A 15,000-nucleotide genomic window follows, 5' to 3' on the forward strand; every position below is an offset into this window, starting at 1 on the left:
CAGGTAGGCGAGGAGAGAATCCTAAGGTGTGCGAGAGAACTCTGGTTAAGGAACTCGGCAAAATGACCCCGTAACTTCGGGAGAAGGGGTGCTTTCTTAACGGAAAGCCGCAGTGAATAGGCCCAAGCGACTGTTTAGCAAAAACACAGGTCTCTGCGAAGCCGTAAGGCGAAGTATAGGGGCTGACACCTGCCCGGTGCTGGAAGGTTAAGGAGAGGGGTTAGCGTAAGCGAAGCTCTGAACTGAAGCCCCAGTAAACGGCGGCCGTAACTATAACGGTCCTAAGGTAGCGAAATTCCTTGTCGGGTAAGTTCCGACCCGCACGAAAGGTGTAACGATTTGGGCACTGTCTCAACCAGAGACTCGGTGAAATTATAGTACCTGTGAAGATGCAGGTTACCCGCGACAGGACGGAAAGACCCCGTGGAGCTTTACTGTAGCCTGATATTGAATTTTGGTACAGTTTGTACAGGATAGGCGGGAGCCATTGAAACCGGAGCGCTAGCTTCGGTGGAGGCGCTGGTGGGATACCGCCCTGACTGTATTGAAATTCTAACCTACGGGTCTTATCGACCCGGGAGACAGTGTCAGGTGGGCAGTTTGACTGGGGCGGTCGCCTCCTAAAGTGTAACGGAGGCGCCCAAAGGTTCCCTCAGAATGGTTGGAAATCATTCGTAGAGTGCAAAGGCATAAGGGAGCTTGACTGCGAGACCTACAAGTCGAGCAGGGACGAAAGTCGGGCTTAGTGATCCGGTGGTTCCGCATGGAAGGGCCATCGCTCAACGGATAAAAGCTACCCCGGGGATAACAGGCTTATCTCCCCCAAGAGTCCACATCGACGGGGAGGTTTGGCACCTCGATGTCGGCTCATCGCATCCTGGGGCTGTAGTCGGTCCCAAGGGTTGGGCTGTTCGCCCATTAAAGCGGTACGCGAGCTGGGTTCAGAACGTCGTGAGACAGTTCGGTCCCTATCCGTCGTGGGCGTAGGAAATTTGAGAGGAGCTGTCCTTAGTACGAGAGGACCGGGATGGACGCACCGCTGGTGTACCAGTTGTTCTGCCAAGGGCATAGCTGGGTAGCTATGTGCGGAAGGGATAAGTGCTGAAAGCATCTAAGCATGAAGCCCCCCTCAAGATGAGATTTCCCATAGCGTAAGCTAGTAAGATCCCTGAAAGATGATCAGGTTGATAGGTTCGAGGTGGAAGCATGGTGACATGTGGAGCTGACGAATACTAATAGATCGAGGACTTAACCATATAATATGTAGCAAATGTTATCTAGTTTTGAAGGAATATGCCTTCATAGTTTGGTGATGATGGCAGAGAGGTCACACCCGTTCCCATACCGAACACGGAAGTTAAGCTCTCTAGCGCCGATGGTAGTTGGGACCTTGTCCCTGTGAGAGTAGGACGTCGCCAAGCAACTAAAAAACACGAGTCTTTGACTCGTGTTTTTTTATTTCCCATGAAATAGATTAGATTCTGATAGTAAAAATACTGAAATATAGTAAGGTATTTTTTGGGCAGAAATATTAAGGAATTGATAAATAAATGGATAATCTTCAGATCCATAACTACCAAGTAAGTCATACCACCAATCAGTTTCATACCTAGAAATCATGCTTAAATTATAGAGCAATAAGTAATGAACGAGGAGCTCAGGTAAAATGGGTTTAGAATTTCTAGGATTAGTCGTAAGTGGTAAGTAATAAGTATTAGTAAGGTACTCATAGTATAAAGGAGTACTATACATAGGATTCCACGATTGAATAGGCGCTGAAAAAAACACATTCGATTCACTATTTTTCTCAGCTACGTGTTGTATCGATAAATGTTTACAAGTTGTTTCGATGTAACGAGAAAATCGCTCTTTAGTCATATGTAATCGATCTAATATATTGACTGAAAAGGAGAGCTCATTTTTATTTGTTGAATCGATCTTATATAAAGTTGATACTTTTTGACTATAACGAAACAAATTTTGTAATTCAGGAATATTCCCCATCAGCTCTAACATATTAAACTTCTCCGCTTCTAAGTGTTTCATGTGAAACAGTTGTTCTGCAACGTGAGTAAATAATCCGTTTTTCTGTATTTTCACCTCATCTTCTAAAAATTGATACCCCTGTTTTTTTCGTTTACGAGTTGTAACGCCATGAGCTAAAACAGTAGTTGATTCTGGGTAGTTAGGATCAATAGTTAACAAGCAAGCTTTAAATAGTTGGCTAATTCCATAAAATAACAACATTGGTTGAATCGAAAAAGGGGCCGCCTTATATAATTCGTAATAATTTTTCCCGTGTTCTAAGTAGTAAATAAAGGGATAACAGTTTTCAAAACTTTTTTTTTCAGCATCTTGTATGGAGGATTTTTCATAACAACGGGCAAGATAACGTTGTACATTTTGAGATGAAAAAAAGAAACTTAATTGCTGCCAAGTACAATGTGTTTGATGCATATATTACGCTCCTTTTATTGTCTAAAAATTCTAACATATATATACGTCCTTGACAGTATTTTAACCAATTGATAAGCTACTAATAATAATTTCTGGTATCATGGGGGGAACAATTATGTGGGAATCTAAATTTGTTAAAGAAGGTTTGACTTTTGATGATGTATTACTTGTACCAGCGAGGTCAGATATATTACCAAGAGAAGTAAGTATTAAAACAGTTTTATCTGAAAGCTTACAGCTAAACATCCCGTTAATTAGTGCAGGAATGGATACAGTAACAGAAGCTGACATGGCTATTGCAATGGCTCGCCAAGGCGGTTTAGGAATTATTCATAAGAATATGTCTATTGAGCAACAGGCAGAGCAAGTTGATAAAGTAAAGCGCTCTGAAAGCGGCGTTATTTCAGATCCTTTCTTCTTAACTCCAGAACATCAAGTATATGATGCAGAACATCTTATGGGAAAATATCGTATCTCAGGTGTACCAGTTGTAAATAATTTAGATGAGCGAAAATTAGTTGGTATTATTACCAACCGTGATATGCGTTTCATCCAAGATTACTCAATCAAAATTTCTGACGTAATGACAAAAGAACAGTTAATTACAGCTCCAGTTGGTACTACACTGGAAGAAGCTGAAAAGATCCTACAAAAGTATAAAATTGAAAAGCTCCCTCTTGTTGATAATAACGGTGTATTACAAGGGCTTATTACAATAAAAGATATTGAAAAAGTAATTGAATTCCCAAACTCTGCTAAAGATAAGCAAGGACGCTTATTAGTTGGAGCGGCTGTTGGTGTAACGGCTGATGCTATGCTTCGTATCGATGCATTAGTAAAAGCTAGCGTAGATGCAATTGTACTTGATACAGCTCATGGGCATTCTAAAGGTGTTATTGAAAAGGTAAAAGAAGTTCGTGCGAAATATCCAGCACTAAATATTATCGCTGGAAATGTTGCTACAGCTGAAGCAACGAAAGCATTAATCGAGGCTGGTGCAAACGTAGTTAAAGTTGGTATTGGACCAGGTTCTATTTGTACGACACGCGTTGTAGCTGGTGTTGGTGTACCACAATTAACAGCAGTTTATGATTGTGCCACAGAAGCTCGTAAACACGGTATTCCAGTTATTGCTGATGGCGGTGTTAAGTACTCTGGTGATATGGTTAAAGCTTTAGCAGCAGGAGCACACGTTGTTATGCTAGGTAGTATGTTTGCTGGTGTTGCTGAAAGCCCTGGAGAAACTGAGATTTACCAAGGTCGTCAATTTAAAGTATATCGTGGTATGGGTTCTGTTGGAGCGATGGAAAAAGGAAGTAAAGATCGTTACTTCCAAGAAGGAAACAAAAAACTTGTTCCAGAAGGTATTGAAGGACGCGTACCATATAAAGGACCTTTAGCAGATACAGTTCATCAATTAGTTGGTGGATTACGTGCAGGTATGGGATATTGTGGAGCACAGGATTTAGAATTCTTACGTGAGAATGCACAGTTCATTCGCATGTCAGGTGCTGGTTTACGTGAAAGCCACCCTCATCATGTACAAATTACAAAAGAGGCTCCAAACTACTCATTATAATGTCTTATATGTAAATAGATAGAGATTTGATATCTCTGTCTATTTTTTTTTGATTATGTTAGAATAACGGTTATGTGAGTACATAGATATTGGGGGTAGCAAAAGTGAAAGGTATGTTTTGCAAAAGATTCATGGCTTTGGTAACGGTGCTTACACTAGCTTGTAGCATGCTGTTACCATATAGCAATGCATCGGCTGAAACAGGAGCCGCTCTAAACATTGAAGCAGGTGCGGCAATTTTAGTAGAAGCGAATTCTGGGAAAATTTTATATCAAAAGAATGCAGATGAGTTATTATCAATTGCTAGTATGACAAAAATGATGAGTGAATATTTAGTTCATGAAGCAGTGGATAAAGGAAAACTTAAGTGGGATCAAAAGATTAAGGTTTCTGAATATGCGCATAAGATTTCACAGGATCGTTCATTATCAAATGTTCCACTAGAAAATGGTGGTTCTTATACGGTAAAAGAGTTATACGAAGCGATGGCGATTTATTCCGCTAATGGAGCAACAATTGCTCTAGGTGAAGCAGTGGCAGGAAAAGAAGTTAATTTTGTAAAAATGATGAATGATAAGGCAAAAGAGTTGGGATTGAAAAATTATAAATTTGTAAATTCTACAGGCCTAACGAACAAAGATTTAAAAGGACAGCATCCCGAAGGAACAACACCGGATGAAGAAAATAAAATGTCTGCAAGGGACGTCGCAATTTTAGCACAACATCTTATTAAGGATTATCCCAAAACATTAGATACAGCAAAAATCCCTAAAAAAGTATTCCAAGAGGGCGGAAAATACCCGATTAATATGGATAACTGGAATTGGATGTTAAAAGGTTTAGTTAAGCAATACGATGGCGTAGACGGCCTGAAAACAGGATCAACTCCAGAAGCCGGTGATTGCTTCACTGGTACGGTTGAAAGAAACGGTATGCGTTTTATTTCTGTAGTTATTAAAACAAGTTCTCATACAGCACGTTTTGATGAAACGAAGAAGTTATATGATTATGGATTTGCTAACTTTGAAATGAAGCAAATGTATAAAAAAGATTCTTCAGTAAAAGGACAAGAAACAGTAAGAATAGAAAATGCAAAAGATAAAGATGTAGCAGTTCAAACAAAACAAGTTGTTTCACTTCCAGTGCCAAAAGGAAGTAAAGATGTTTATAAAACAGAATTTAAAGAAGCAAGTAAGGGACAAGAAGCACCTATTAAAAAGGGTGTTGCACTTGGTCAGATGGTAATTACACCAAAAGATACGAATGACCCTGGATTTTTATCTGGTAAGTCATTACAAGTAGATCTTGTAACAACATCAGCAGTGGAAGAAGCAAACTGGTTTACTCGTTCTATGCGCGGAATCGGCTCTTTCTTTAGTGGTATATGGAATAGTGCTGTTGATACAGTAAAAGGTTGGTTTTAAAAGCTCCTCATTGTAGGAGCTTTTTCTTATTCCCATTTTTCATACCTACTTTATGAAAAAGTAGTAGACAAGCATCTGATAGTTAATGGTAGAATGTAAGAGTATTCTTAATTTTCGCCTTTAACGGGGGAAAGCAATTCACCTAGGGGGGTTTTTGTACATGACAAATGTAACAGGGACAGAACGTGTAAAACGTGGAATGGCAGAAATGCAAAAAGGCGGCGTTATTATGGACGTAGTTAACGCTGAACAAGCAAGGATTGCAGAAGAAGCGGGCGCAGTTGCCGTTATGGCATTAGAGCGTGTACCAGCAGATATTCGTGCAGCAGGTGGCGTTTCTCGTATGGCAGACCCAACGATTGTTGAAGAAGTTATGGGTGCGGTGTCAATTCCGGTTATGGCAAAATGCCGTATCGGTCATCTTGTAGAAGCACGTGTATTAGAATCATTAGGGGTAGACTATATCGATGAGAGTGAAGTATTAACTCCTGCTGATGAAGTATACCATTTAAATAAACGTGATTACACAGTTCCGTTTGTATGTGGTTGCCGTGATATCGGAGAAGCTGCACGTCGTATTGCAGAAGGTGCATCTATGCTTCGTACAAAAGGTGAGCCAGGAACAGGAAACATTGTAGAGGCAGTGCGTCATATGCGCCAAGTCAATGCAGAAATCCGTCAAGTTGCAAGTCTACGTGAAGATGAGTTAATGACATATGCAAAAAATACTGGTGCTCCTTATGAAGTACTACTTGAAATTAAACGCCTTGGTCGCTTGCCAGTTGTAAACTTTGCAGCAGGTGGTGTAGCAACACCAGCAGATGCAGCGTTAATGATGCAACTTGGTGCTGATGGTGTATTTGTTGGATCTGGTATCTTCAAATCAGAGAACCCAGAGAAATTTGCACGTGCAATCGTTGAAGCGACGACTCATTATGAAGATTACGAACTAATTGCAAGCCTTTCTAAAGGATTGGGTAATGCAATGAAAGGTGTCGAAATTTCAACGTTATTACCAGAACAACGCATGCAAGAGCGTGGATGGTAATTGAAGGAGAACTTTAAAATGGTGAAAATCGGTGTACTAGGTCTTCAAGGTGCAGTTCGTGAGCATGTAAAATCAGTTGAAGCAAGTGGTGCAGAAGCTGTTGTTGTAAAGCGTATAGAGCAACTTGAAGAGATTGATGGTCTTATTTTACCAGGCGGTGAAAGTACAACAATGCGTCGTCTTATTGATAAGTATGCTTTCATGGAACCACTTCGTACATTTGCGAAGTCTGGTAAACCAATGTTTGGTACATGTGCAGGTATGATTCTTCTTGCGAAAACACTTATTGGCTATGAAGAAGCACATATTGGTGCTATGGATATTACAGTTGAACGCAATGCGTTTGGACGCCAAAAAGATAGTTTTGAAGCCGCACTTTCAATGAAAGGTGTGGGGGAAGACTTTATTGGTGTATTTATCCGTGCTCCGTATGTTGTAGATGTCGCTGATAACGTTGAAGTACTTTCTAAGCACGGCGATCGAATGGTAGCGGTAAGACAAGATCAGTTTTTAGCTGCTTCATTCCATCCGGAATTAACGGATGATCATCGTGTGACAGCATACTTTGTCGAAATGGTAAAAGAAGCTAAAATGAAAAAAGTTGTGTAAGTAACTTGCAACTTGTATAAGATTATAGTAAATTGATGGTAACAATTTTATAAAATAAGCGTGTTGATAGGAAGTAGTAACAAATGTCGTTTCTTATAGAGAGTCGATGGTTGGTGGAAATCGATAGAAACAGTTTGTGAATCCATCCTGGAATGGAATGTGGAATATCTTTATGATTAGTAAACATTCCCGGTGAAGAGCCGTTATTTCTACTTGAGAGGAAAGTAGTAATGCTTTCAACTAGGGTGGCAACGCGGGTTAACTCCCGTCCCTTTGTATAGGGACGGGAGTTTTTTGTATTTTATAAAATAAAAGGAGGAGTATATAATGCTTGATATTAAATTATTACGTACGAACTTTGAAGAAGTAAAAGCAAAATTGCAGCATAGAGGCGAAGATTTAACGGAGTTTGGTCGTTTTGAAGAGCTTGATACGAGAAGAAGAGAATTACTTGTTCAAACAGAAGAACTAAAAAGTAAACGTAACGAAGTGTCTCAACAAATTTCAGTATTAAAGCGTGAAAAGAAAGATGCAGAAGCTTTAATTTTAGAAATGCGTGAAGTTGGAGAAAAAGTAAAAGATCTTGATAATGAACTTCGTACAGTTGAAGAAGACTTAGAAAGATTAATGTTATCTATTCCAAATATTCCTCATGAATCTGCTCCAGTTGGTGAAACAGAGGATGATAATGTAGTAGCGCGTACTTGGGGAGAAGTGAAGGAATTTGCTTTTGAACCAAAACCACATTGGGATCTTGCTACAGATTTAGGAGTTTTAGATTTTGAGCGTGCTGGGAAAGTAACAGGAAGCCGCTTCGTATTTTACAAAGGTGCAGGCGCAAGATTAGAGCGTGCTTTAATTAGTTTTATGCTTGATCTTCATACTGACGAGCATGGATATGAAGAAGTGTTACCTCCGTATATGGTAAACCGTGCAAGTATGACAGGAACAGGACAACTTCCGAAGTTTGAAGAAGATGCATTCCGTATTGAAAGTGAAGATTACTTCTTAATTCCAACAGCAGAAGTACCTGTAACGAATATGCATCGTGATGAGATTTTAAATAAAGAGCAATTGCCTATAAGATATGCTGCATTTAGCTCTTGCTTCCGTTCTGAAGCAGGTTCAGCTGGTCGCGATACACGTGGTTTAATTCGTCAACATCAGTTCAATAAAGTAGAGCTTGTGAAGTTCGTAAAACCAGAAGATTCTTATGAAGAGTTAGAAAAATTAACAAATGATGCAGAACGCGTGTTACAATTATTAGAGTTGCCATATCGCGTTATGAGCATGTGCACAGGCGATTTAGGATTTACAGCAGCGAAGAAATACGATATTGAAGTATGGATTCCAAGCTATGGCACATATCGTGAAATTTCTTCTTGTAGTAATTTTGAAGCTTTCCAAGCGAGACGTGCAAATATCCGTTTCCGCCGTGAGCCAAACGGAAAACCAGAACATGTTCATACATTAAATGGATCTGGTCTTGCAATTGGACGTACGGTTGCAGCTATTTTAGAGAACTACCAACAAGAAGATGGTACAATTATAATTCCAGAAGTTCTTCGCCCTTATATGGGAGGAAAAACAGTTATTAAGTAAATTTAAACATTCATCGGTATGAGTGATTGGTAATTATGAGCGTTGTCAGTACTGTAATGTAGGAGGGGGAAAGTAAAATTTTCCTTTCCTCATAATTTATTTTAGTAGGGTTGACTAACTGTTTTTCTTTTGATATTATATTTGATGTCAATATGGAGGTATACCCAAGTCCGGCTGAAGGGATCGGTCTTGAAAACCGACAGGCGGCGAGAGTCGCGCGGGGGTTCGAATCCCTCTACCTCCTCCAGATATAATTGACAACAGCGCATATAAGTGGAGATTGGAGAACTCGTTACCAACACGTAACGAGTTTTTATTTTAAAACCAATCATAAAGTATGGTGTAAGGCGATTTTGTCCTTATTACACACTCATATTCCGATGATTATCTTCATAGATATGAAAGGAGTCAACATGGATCTTATTATACAAACGTTTCCTTTAGATGGAAAAACTTTATATTATGTACAATGTCCTGTCTGTAAGAACAATAGAATTTTAAACAGTGGTGCAAATGTATCGCGCATTATAAGCGATGATACATTCCGTAAACTTTGTGGTTGTACTTGTGATGTAAAGCAAGCTACGACAAAAGTAGAGGCGCCAAAAAAGGTTGAAAAACCAGCTGTAAAGAAAGAAGCAGCTCCAAAACGTACAGGTAAAGTATTAACGGCAGTGATTAACGGGAAAGAAATGACTGTTAAAGAGATTGCTGAAACATATGACATTAGTACAAGTACTGTTCGTCAGCGTATTAACGCTGGAAAACCTGAGAGTGAAATTATTGCTCCAACAAAGAAGAAGTAATTTAATAGGAAAACCCGTGCATATGCACGGGTTTTTTATTTTACAAGTTTACGTGTTTGTTTTAAGAAATGGCCAATTTTTTTAATGATTGGTTCGATTGAATCGCCATCTTTTAAAATATCGTATTCATTAATGTTTAATCGTAAAACAGGGCATGAATTGAAGTTGTTAATCCAGTTTTCGTAACGTCCGTGCATCTCTTTCCAATACTCAATTGGTGTTTGCTGCTCCATCGGGCGTCCGCGTTCTTGAATACGGTCTACAATATCATCGAAAGAACCTTCTAAGTAAATTAATAAGTCTGGATGAGGGAAGTAAGGAGTCATGACCATAGCATCAAATAAACCTTTGTATGTTTCATAATCAGTTTCCGTCATTGTACCTTTTTCATGATGCATCTTTGCGAAAATTCCAGTGTCTTCATAGATAGAACGGTCTTGAACAAAACCACCACCGTATTCAAAAATTCTCTTTTGTTCTTTAAATCGTTCTGCTAAGAAGTATACTTGCAAGTGGAAGCTCCAGCGTGTGAAATCGGCATAGAACTTGTCCAAATATGGATTAGAATCTACTTTTTCAAATGATGTGCGATAACCTAAAGCGTTAGCTAGTGCAGTTGTCATAGTTGATTTTCCGACACCTACTGTTCCAGCGATAGTAATTACTGCATCATTCGGTATATCATATTTTTGCCTTAAATTCATTATTATTTCGACTCCTTTAAGAGAGTATTTTGAAGGGCGGATAGGATGACGTTTAAATCATCGGGATTTTGTACAAAATCCATATCATCTCCGTTAAATTTCAACACTGGGATATCTGGATGGTCCTTTTTAAAAGTATCCATTGCTGTTTCGTAATCTTTTGTGAGCTGTAGTAAGTAATTTGGATCCATATTTTTTTCGAATTCTCTTCCGCGCATTGCGATTCGTTTTTGTAATGTTTCCAGGCTAGCTGTTAAATAAACGATGACATTTGGTACAGGCATATCTTGTGTAAGGATACGATAGATTTGCATGTATTTGTCATATTGAGAATCTTTTAATGTACGGGATGCGAAAATTAAATTTTTAAATATATGATAATCTGCTACTACTGGCTTCCTTTGATTCAAATACTTTATGTTAATGTCTTCTAGTTGTTTGTATCTATTACAAAGAAAGAACATCTCTGTTTGAAAACTCCATTCGTCGATGTCTTCATAGAACTTTCCTAAAAAAGGGTTTTCATCAACAATCTCTTTTAGTAAGTGGAGTTGCATGTGAGTTGAAATTTCCTTCGCAAGTGAAGTTTTTCCAACACCAATTGGTCCTTCAACCGTGATAAATGGTACTCCGGTCACGCTGTTTCCTCCTTTCAATCAGTGATTTGCCGTGACTACTAAAAACACAAAACAGAATTATTGTAGCACAAGAGGGAAGCGAGCGGGTTAATTTGATATAAAAAGTTAGAAAATAGATATATGTATTAATTAATTTTTATTTGAGATGACGGTATTATATTTGCTTTCAATGTAGCTTCCATTATTTTTAAAGCATGCAGATTGTCCTGATCATTGTTAGAGGCAATGCAATCCTGTGGTACATACAGTGTATAATTTCTCATATGAGCATCGTTAGCAGTAAATAGGATACATATATTTCCAGCAACTCCTGTTAATATCAGATTTTCTATTTTTAAATAGCCCAATAAAGAATTCAAAGGCGTTTCATAAAAAGCAGAGTAATGTGGTTTAATAAAAATGTAATCATCAGAATGTGGAGCAATCTTATGAATTATATTTTCACTATACTCATTTGTACAATGAGTAATCAGTTGGTCAATATCAGATCTCCAAAGTTGATAATGGTCATTAACATAAATTATGGGATAGCCGAAGGCTTTCATTGTTTTCTTTAATTGTAAAATAGGATTTGTTATAGTTTCGCATTTTTTTGCCAGGATGGGCCCGTGGGAAAATTGAAAGTCATTAATCATATCAATAATGAGCAAAGCAGTGTTTTTCATATGTAATCCCCTCTCTTTTTCTTTTAGGGTGGATTGAATTTATAAAAGTTATCCCACGTGTAGTAAATGGAAAAAGGTTTATTTTATTTGTGATGAAAGGACTAGGTTATGGAACAAGATCAAGATATTTATTTTATGCAACTAGCGATAGAAGAGGCTAAAAAGGCAGAGGAAATACAAGAAGTACCAATTGGTGCAGTCATAGTGTTAGATGGTGAGGTAATTAGTGTTGCTCATAATTTAAGGGAAACTGAGCAACGATCAATCGCTCATGCCGAGTTGTTAGCGATTGATGAAGCTTGCAAAAAGCTAGGGACATGGCGTTTAGAAGATGCAACGTTATATGTAACCTTAGAGCCCTGTCCAATGTGTGCGGGTGGAATTGTTTTATCACGAGTGAAGCGAGTTGTATATGGTGCAAGTGATCCGAAGGGCGGATGTGCAGGAACATTAATGAATCTTTTAACAGATGAACGTTTTAATCATCAATGTGAAGTAGTCACTGGTGTATTAGAAGAAGAGTGCGGTACGTTGCTAACAAACTTTTTTAGAGAGCTTCGTAAAAAAAGAAAAGCGATAAAAAAATTAGAGAAAAGTAACGAGAATTAACGCATTTGCATTTTATAAAAAAACAAGTTATACTGATAATGCCTTTAATGAAGGCAACCGAATATTGGTTTTAACTTTGCCGTGCTAAGCGGGGAGGTAGCGGTGCCCTATACTCGCAATCCGCTCTAGCGAGGCCGAATCCCTTCTCGAGGTTATGTTGCTGTAAGGTCTGCCTTAAGTAAGTGGTGTTGACGTTTGGGTCCTGCGCAACGGGACCCCGTGAACCTTGTCAGGTCCGGAAGGAAGCAGCAATAAGCGGGTTTTCTCGTGTGCCGCAGGAGTGCCTGAACCGAGCTAACTGCTTGAGTAACGCTTATGGTACGTAATCGACAGAAGGTGCACGGCAGTTATATATGTATACAAAACTCACCTTGATACAAGGTGGGTTTTTTGTATGGAAAATAACTTTTGGAATCTATAAACAGAATGGGTTATAATATATAAGATAATAACCTTTGAGGGAGGCCGTATTTTCGTGTCATACCAAGCGTTATACCGAACATGGAGACCGCAAAAGTTCGAAGATGTAGTCGGTCAAAAGCACGTAACAAAAACGTTGCAAAATGCCCTTCTTCAAGAGAAAGTTTCACATGCTTATTTATTTTCTGGTCCGAGGGGAACAGGAAAAACGACGATTGCAAAAGTATTTGCAAAAGCAATTAACTGTGAACATGCTCCGGTAGCTGAACCTTGTAATGAATGTCCTTCTTGTTTAGGAATTACACAAGGATCTATTTCAGATGTATTAGAAATTGATGCGGCTTCAAATAACGGTGTAGATGAAATTCGAGATATAAGAGATAAAGTAAAATATGCTCCAAGTGCTGTAGAATATAAAGTATACATTATCGATGAGGTTCACATGCTTTCTATGGGTGCCTTTAATGCTCTTCTAAAAACTTTAGAAGAGCCACCAGGACATGTTATCTTTATTTTAGCGACAACAGAACCACATAAGATTCCACCTACGATTATTTCGAGATGTCAGCGATTTGAATTCCGAAAAATATCAGTAAATGATATTGTTGAGAGATTATCGACGGTTGTGACAAATGAGGGTACGCAAGTAGAAGAGGAAGCACTACAAATTGTTGCTCGTGCTGCCGAGGGTGGTATGCGTGATGCACTTAGCCTTATTGATCAGGCTATATCTTATAGTGATGATGCAGTTACGACAGAAGATGTTTTAGCTGTAACAGGCTCTGTTTCTCAGCAATATTTAGGTAACCTAGTAGAATGTATACGTGAAAATGATGTATCAAGAGCATTACGTATCATAGATGAGATGATGAGTAAAGGGAAGGATCCAGTTCGATTTATGGAAGATTTCATTTACTATTATCGTGATATGCTTTTATATCAAACTTCACCACAACTAGAACATATGTTGGAACGAGTAATTGTAGATGATCAATTCCGCATGTTAAGTGAAGAAATGCAGCCGGAAGTAATCTATGAGATTATTCATAGTCTTAGTAAAGGGCAACAAGAGATGAAGTGGACAAACCATCCACGAATTTTCTTAGAAGTTGTGATGGTACAACTGTGTCAGCAGTTTATGATGCAAGCAAACGGTGCAGATCGTTTACAAGCGGTTATGAACAGAATGCAGCAACTGGAGAAAGAATTAGAACAAGTTAAAAAGAATGGTGTACCAGCTGGCGTGCAACCTGAAGTAAGAGAGACGCGTGCAACACCAAAACCAATGCGAACGGGAAGTATGAAAATTCCTGTTGGACGTGTAAATGAAGTGTTGAAGCAGGCGAAGCGTCAAGAATTAGAACAATTGAAAGCCGTATGGGGTGAGTTGTTAGGAAGACTCAAATCGTATAACAAAGTGGCATTTGCTGTTTTATTAGAAAATAGTGAGCCAGTAGCGGCTTCAGATGATACTTATGTGTTAGCATTTCAATATGAGATTCATTGTAAAATGGCGAGTGAAAATCGTGAAGCAATGGATACGCTGGAACAAATTCTTTTTGAATTGCTAAGTAAAAAGTTAAATATGATTGCTATCCCGAAAAGTGAATGGGGTAAAATTCGTGAGGACTTTTTACAACGCGAAGGCGGGGATTCTGAAGAAAGCCCAGAGCAAAAAGAAGATCCTCTCATAGAAGAAGCAGTAAAATTAGTAGGGCAAGAACTTATTGAAATAAAAGAATAACTATTATTAGGAGGAATTAAATATGATGCGTGGCGGAATGGGAAATATGAATAACATGATGAAACAAATGCAAAAGATGCAAAAAGACATGGCAAAAGCACAGGAAGAGCTTGGTGAAAAAACGGTTGAAGGTACAGCTGGCGGTGGAATGGTTTCTGTAATTGCAAATGGCCATAAGCAAGTTCTTGAAGTGAAAATTAAAGAAGAAGTTGTAGATCCAGAAGATATCGAAATGTTACAAGATCTAGTGCTAGCTGCAACGAACGATGCACTTAAAAAGGTTGATGAACTTTCAAATTCTACAATGGGTAAATTTACAAAAGGCTTAAACTTACCAGGTGGAATGTTCTAGGAGGATATTGATATATGCATTATCCAGAGCCAATATCAAAATTAATCGATAGTTTTATGAAATTGCCAGGAATCGGACCGAAAACAGCGGTTCGATTGGCATTTTTCGTATTAGATATGAAAGAAGACGATGTGTTAGGTTTTGCGAAAGCACTTGTGAATGCGAAGCGAGATCTAGCGTATTGTTCTGTATGCGGACATATTACTGACCGTGATCCTTGTTATATTTGTGATGATTCACATCGAGATCAAACGGTTGTCTGTGTCGTGCAAGAACCGAAAGATGTAATCGCGATGGAAAAAATGAAAGAGTATCAAGGTGTATATCATGTGTTACGTGGTGC

General features: G+C 38.7%; 14 protein-coding genes, 1 tRNA gene, 2 rRNA genes, 1 other RNA gene and 1 other annotated feature (2 of these 19 running past the window's edge). Of the genes, 14 read left to right on the forward strand and 4 right to left on the reverse strand.

The window, feature by feature from the left end:
- Positions 1-1,256, forward strand: a 23S ribosomal RNA gene (locus tag MHH42_RS00050); it begins 1,666 nt to the left of the window's first position.
- Between the two features lie 49 nt (positions 1,257-1,305).
- Positions 1,306-1,421, forward strand: a 5S ribosomal RNA gene (gene rrf, locus MHH42_RS00055).
- A gap of 34 nt (positions 1,422-1,455) precedes the next feature.
- On the opposite strand, the gene MHH42_RS00060 is transcribed toward rrf, so the two are convergent.
- Positions 1,456-2,457: a YaaC family protein gene (locus MHH42_RS00060; RefSeq protein ID WP_000554256.1), complete on the reverse strand. Its 1,002-nt coding sequence runs from the start codon at positions 2,455-2,457 to the stop codon at positions 1,456-1,458.
- 115 nt (positions 2,458-2,572) lie between these two features.
- On the opposite strand from MHH42_RS00060, the gene guaB reads away from it, so the two are divergent.
- The 7 genes from guaB (at position 2,573) to MHH42_RS00095 (ending at position 9,525) form a co-directional block, all read left to right on the forward strand.
- Positions 2,573-4,036, forward strand: a complete 1,464-nt coding sequence (guaB, locus tag MHH42_RS00065; protein ID WP_016107343.1) for an IMP dehydrogenase — start codon at positions 2,573-2,575, stop codon at positions 4,034-4,036.
- 113 nt (positions 4,037-4,149) lie between these two features.
- Positions 4,150-5,460, forward strand: a complete 1,311-nt coding sequence (locus tag MHH42_RS00070) for a serine hydrolase (RefSeq protein ID WP_142312920.1) — start codon at positions 4,150-4,152, stop codon at positions 5,458-5,460.
- Between the two features lie 160 nt (positions 5,461-5,620).
- Positions 5,621-6,508, forward strand: a complete 888-nt coding sequence (gene pdxS / locus MHH42_RS00075) for a pyridoxal 5'-phosphate synthase lyase subunit PdxS (protein ID WP_000186168.1) — start codon at positions 5,621-5,623, stop codon at positions 6,506-6,508.
- Positions 6,509-6,526: 18 nt separating this feature from the next.
- Positions 6,527-7,117, forward strand: coding sequence for a pyridoxal 5'-phosphate synthase glutaminase subunit PdxT (gene pdxT / locus MHH42_RS00080; RefSeq protein ID WP_000238789.1), 591 nt, complete (start codon positions 6,527-6,529; stop codon positions 7,115-7,117).
- Positions 7,118-7,171: 54 nt separating this feature from the next.
- Positions 7,172-7,393 (forward strand) — a binding site (T-box leader).
- A gap of 51 nt (positions 7,394-7,444) precedes the next feature.
- Positions 7,445-8,719, forward strand: a complete 1,275-nt coding sequence (gene serS, locus MHH42_RS00085; protein ID WP_000884202.1) for a serine--tRNA ligase — start codon at positions 7,445-7,447, stop codon at positions 8,717-8,719.
- Between the two features lie 154 nt (positions 8,720-8,873).
- Positions 8,874-8,966: transfer RNA gene (locus MHH42_RS00090), tRNA-Ser, on the forward strand.
- Positions 8,967-9,132: 166 nt separating this feature from the next.
- A complete protein-coding gene (locus MHH42_RS00095) occupies positions 9,133-9,525 on the forward strand; it encodes a DUF3797 domain-containing protein (RefSeq protein ID WP_000364197.1) in 393 nt (130 codons plus the stop codon).
- A 35-nt stretch (positions 9,526-9,560) separates the two neighbouring features.
- On the opposite strand, the gene MHH42_RS00100 is transcribed toward MHH42_RS00095, so the two are convergent.
- From MHH42_RS00100 to MHH42_RS00110, 3 genes are all read right to left on the reverse strand, one after another.
- Positions 9,561-10,229, reverse strand: a complete 669-nt coding sequence (locus MHH42_RS00100) for a deoxynucleoside kinase (protein ID WP_001053585.1) — start codon at positions 10,227-10,229, stop codon at positions 9,561-9,563.
- Between the two features lie 2 nt (positions 10,230-10,231).
- Positions 10,232-10,867 carry a deoxynucleoside kinase gene (locus MHH42_RS00105; RefSeq protein WP_000148219.1) on the reverse strand — a complete coding sequence of 212 codons (636 nt, stop codon included), beginning with the start codon at positions 10,865-10,867 and terminating at the stop codon, positions 10,232-10,234.
- A gap of 125 nt (positions 10,868-10,992) precedes the next feature.
- Entirely contained in the window at positions 10,993-11,532 is a 540-nt protein-coding gene (locus tag MHH42_RS00110) for an isochorismatase family cysteine hydrolase (protein WP_000798728.1), read from the reverse strand.
- A gap of 108 nt (positions 11,533-11,640) precedes the next feature.
- Between MHH42_RS00110 and tadA the strand changes: the two genes are divergently transcribed.
- The 5 genes from tadA to recR all read left to right on the forward strand — a co-directional run.
- Positions 11,641-12,141, forward strand: coding sequence for a tRNA adenosine(34) deaminase TadA (gene tadA, locus MHH42_RS00115; RefSeq protein WP_000434333.1), 501 nt, complete (start codon positions 11,641-11,643; stop codon positions 12,139-12,141).
- A gap of 79 nt (positions 12,142-12,220) precedes the next feature.
- Positions 12,221-12,485, forward strand: an RNA gene (gene ffs / locus MHH42_RS00120) — signal recognition particle sRNA large type.
- A 131-nt stretch (positions 12,486-12,616) separates the two neighbouring features.
- A complete protein-coding gene (gene dnaX, locus MHH42_RS00125; RefSeq protein WP_000121584.1) occupies positions 12,617-14,305 on the forward strand; it encodes a DNA polymerase III subunit gamma/tau in 1,689 nt (562 codons plus the stop codon).
- Positions 14,306-14,330: 25 nt separating this feature from the next.
- A complete protein-coding gene (locus tag MHH42_RS00130) occupies positions 14,331-14,657 on the forward strand; it encodes a YbaB/EbfC family nucleoid-associated protein (protein ID WP_170957726.1) in 327 nt (108 codons plus the stop codon).
- 14 nt (positions 14,658-14,671) lie between these two features.
- Positions 14,672-15,000, forward strand: partial view of a recombination protein RecR gene (gene recR, locus MHH42_RS00135; protein WP_000559167.1) — the 5' portion only. It continues 268 nt past the right edge of the window; 329 of the gene's 597 nt are visible here — the first part of the coding sequence; the start codon lies at positions 14,672-14,674; its stop codon lies off the right edge, out of view.

The organism is Bacillus sp. FSL L8-0099 (genome assembly GCF_038006385.1).
In the GTDB taxonomy this organism is placed as follows: Bacteria; Bacillota; Bacilli; order Bacillales; family Bacillaceae_G; genus Bacillus_A; species Bacillus_A toyonensis.

Coding starts and splice junctions, on each gene's coding strand:
- MHH42_RS00060 (WP_000554256.1), bottom strand. CDS start 2,457: ATGCATCAAACACATTGTACTTGGCAGCAATTAAGTTTCTTTTTTTCA.
- guaB (WP_016107343.1), top strand. CDS start 2,573: ATGTGGGAATCTAAATTTGTTAAAGAAGGTTTGACTTTTGATGATGTA.
- MHH42_RS00070 (WP_142312920.1), top strand. CDS start 4,150: ATGTTTTGCAAAAGATTCATGGCTTTGGTAACGGTGCTTACACTAGCT.
- pdxS (WP_000186168.1), top strand. CDS start 5,621: ATGACAAATGTAACAGGGACAGAACGTGTAAAACGTGGAATGGCAGAA.
- pdxT (WP_000238789.1), top strand. CDS start 6,527: ATGGTGAAAATCGGTGTACTAGGTCTTCAAGGTGCAGTTCGTGAGCAT.
- serS (WP_000884202.1), top strand. CDS start 7,445: ATGCTTGATATTAAATTATTACGTACGAACTTTGAAGAAGTAAAAGCA.
- MHH42_RS00095 (WP_000364197.1), top strand. CDS start 9,133: ATGGATCTTATTATACAAACGTTTCCTTTAGATGGAAAAACTTTATAT.
- MHH42_RS00100 (WP_001053585.1), bottom strand. CDS start 10,229: ATGAATTTAAGGCAAAAATATGATATACCGAATGATGCAGTAATTACT.
- MHH42_RS00110 (WP_000798728.1), bottom strand. CDS start 11,532: ATGAAAAACACTGCTTTGCTCATTATTGATATGATTAATGACTTTCAA.
- tadA (WP_000434333.1), top strand. CDS start 11,641: ATGGAACAAGATCAAGATATTTATTTTATGCAACTAGCGATAGAAGAG.
- MHH42_RS00130 (WP_170957726.1), top strand. CDS start 14,331: ATGCGTGGCGGAATGGGAAATATGAATAACATGATGAAACAAATGCAA.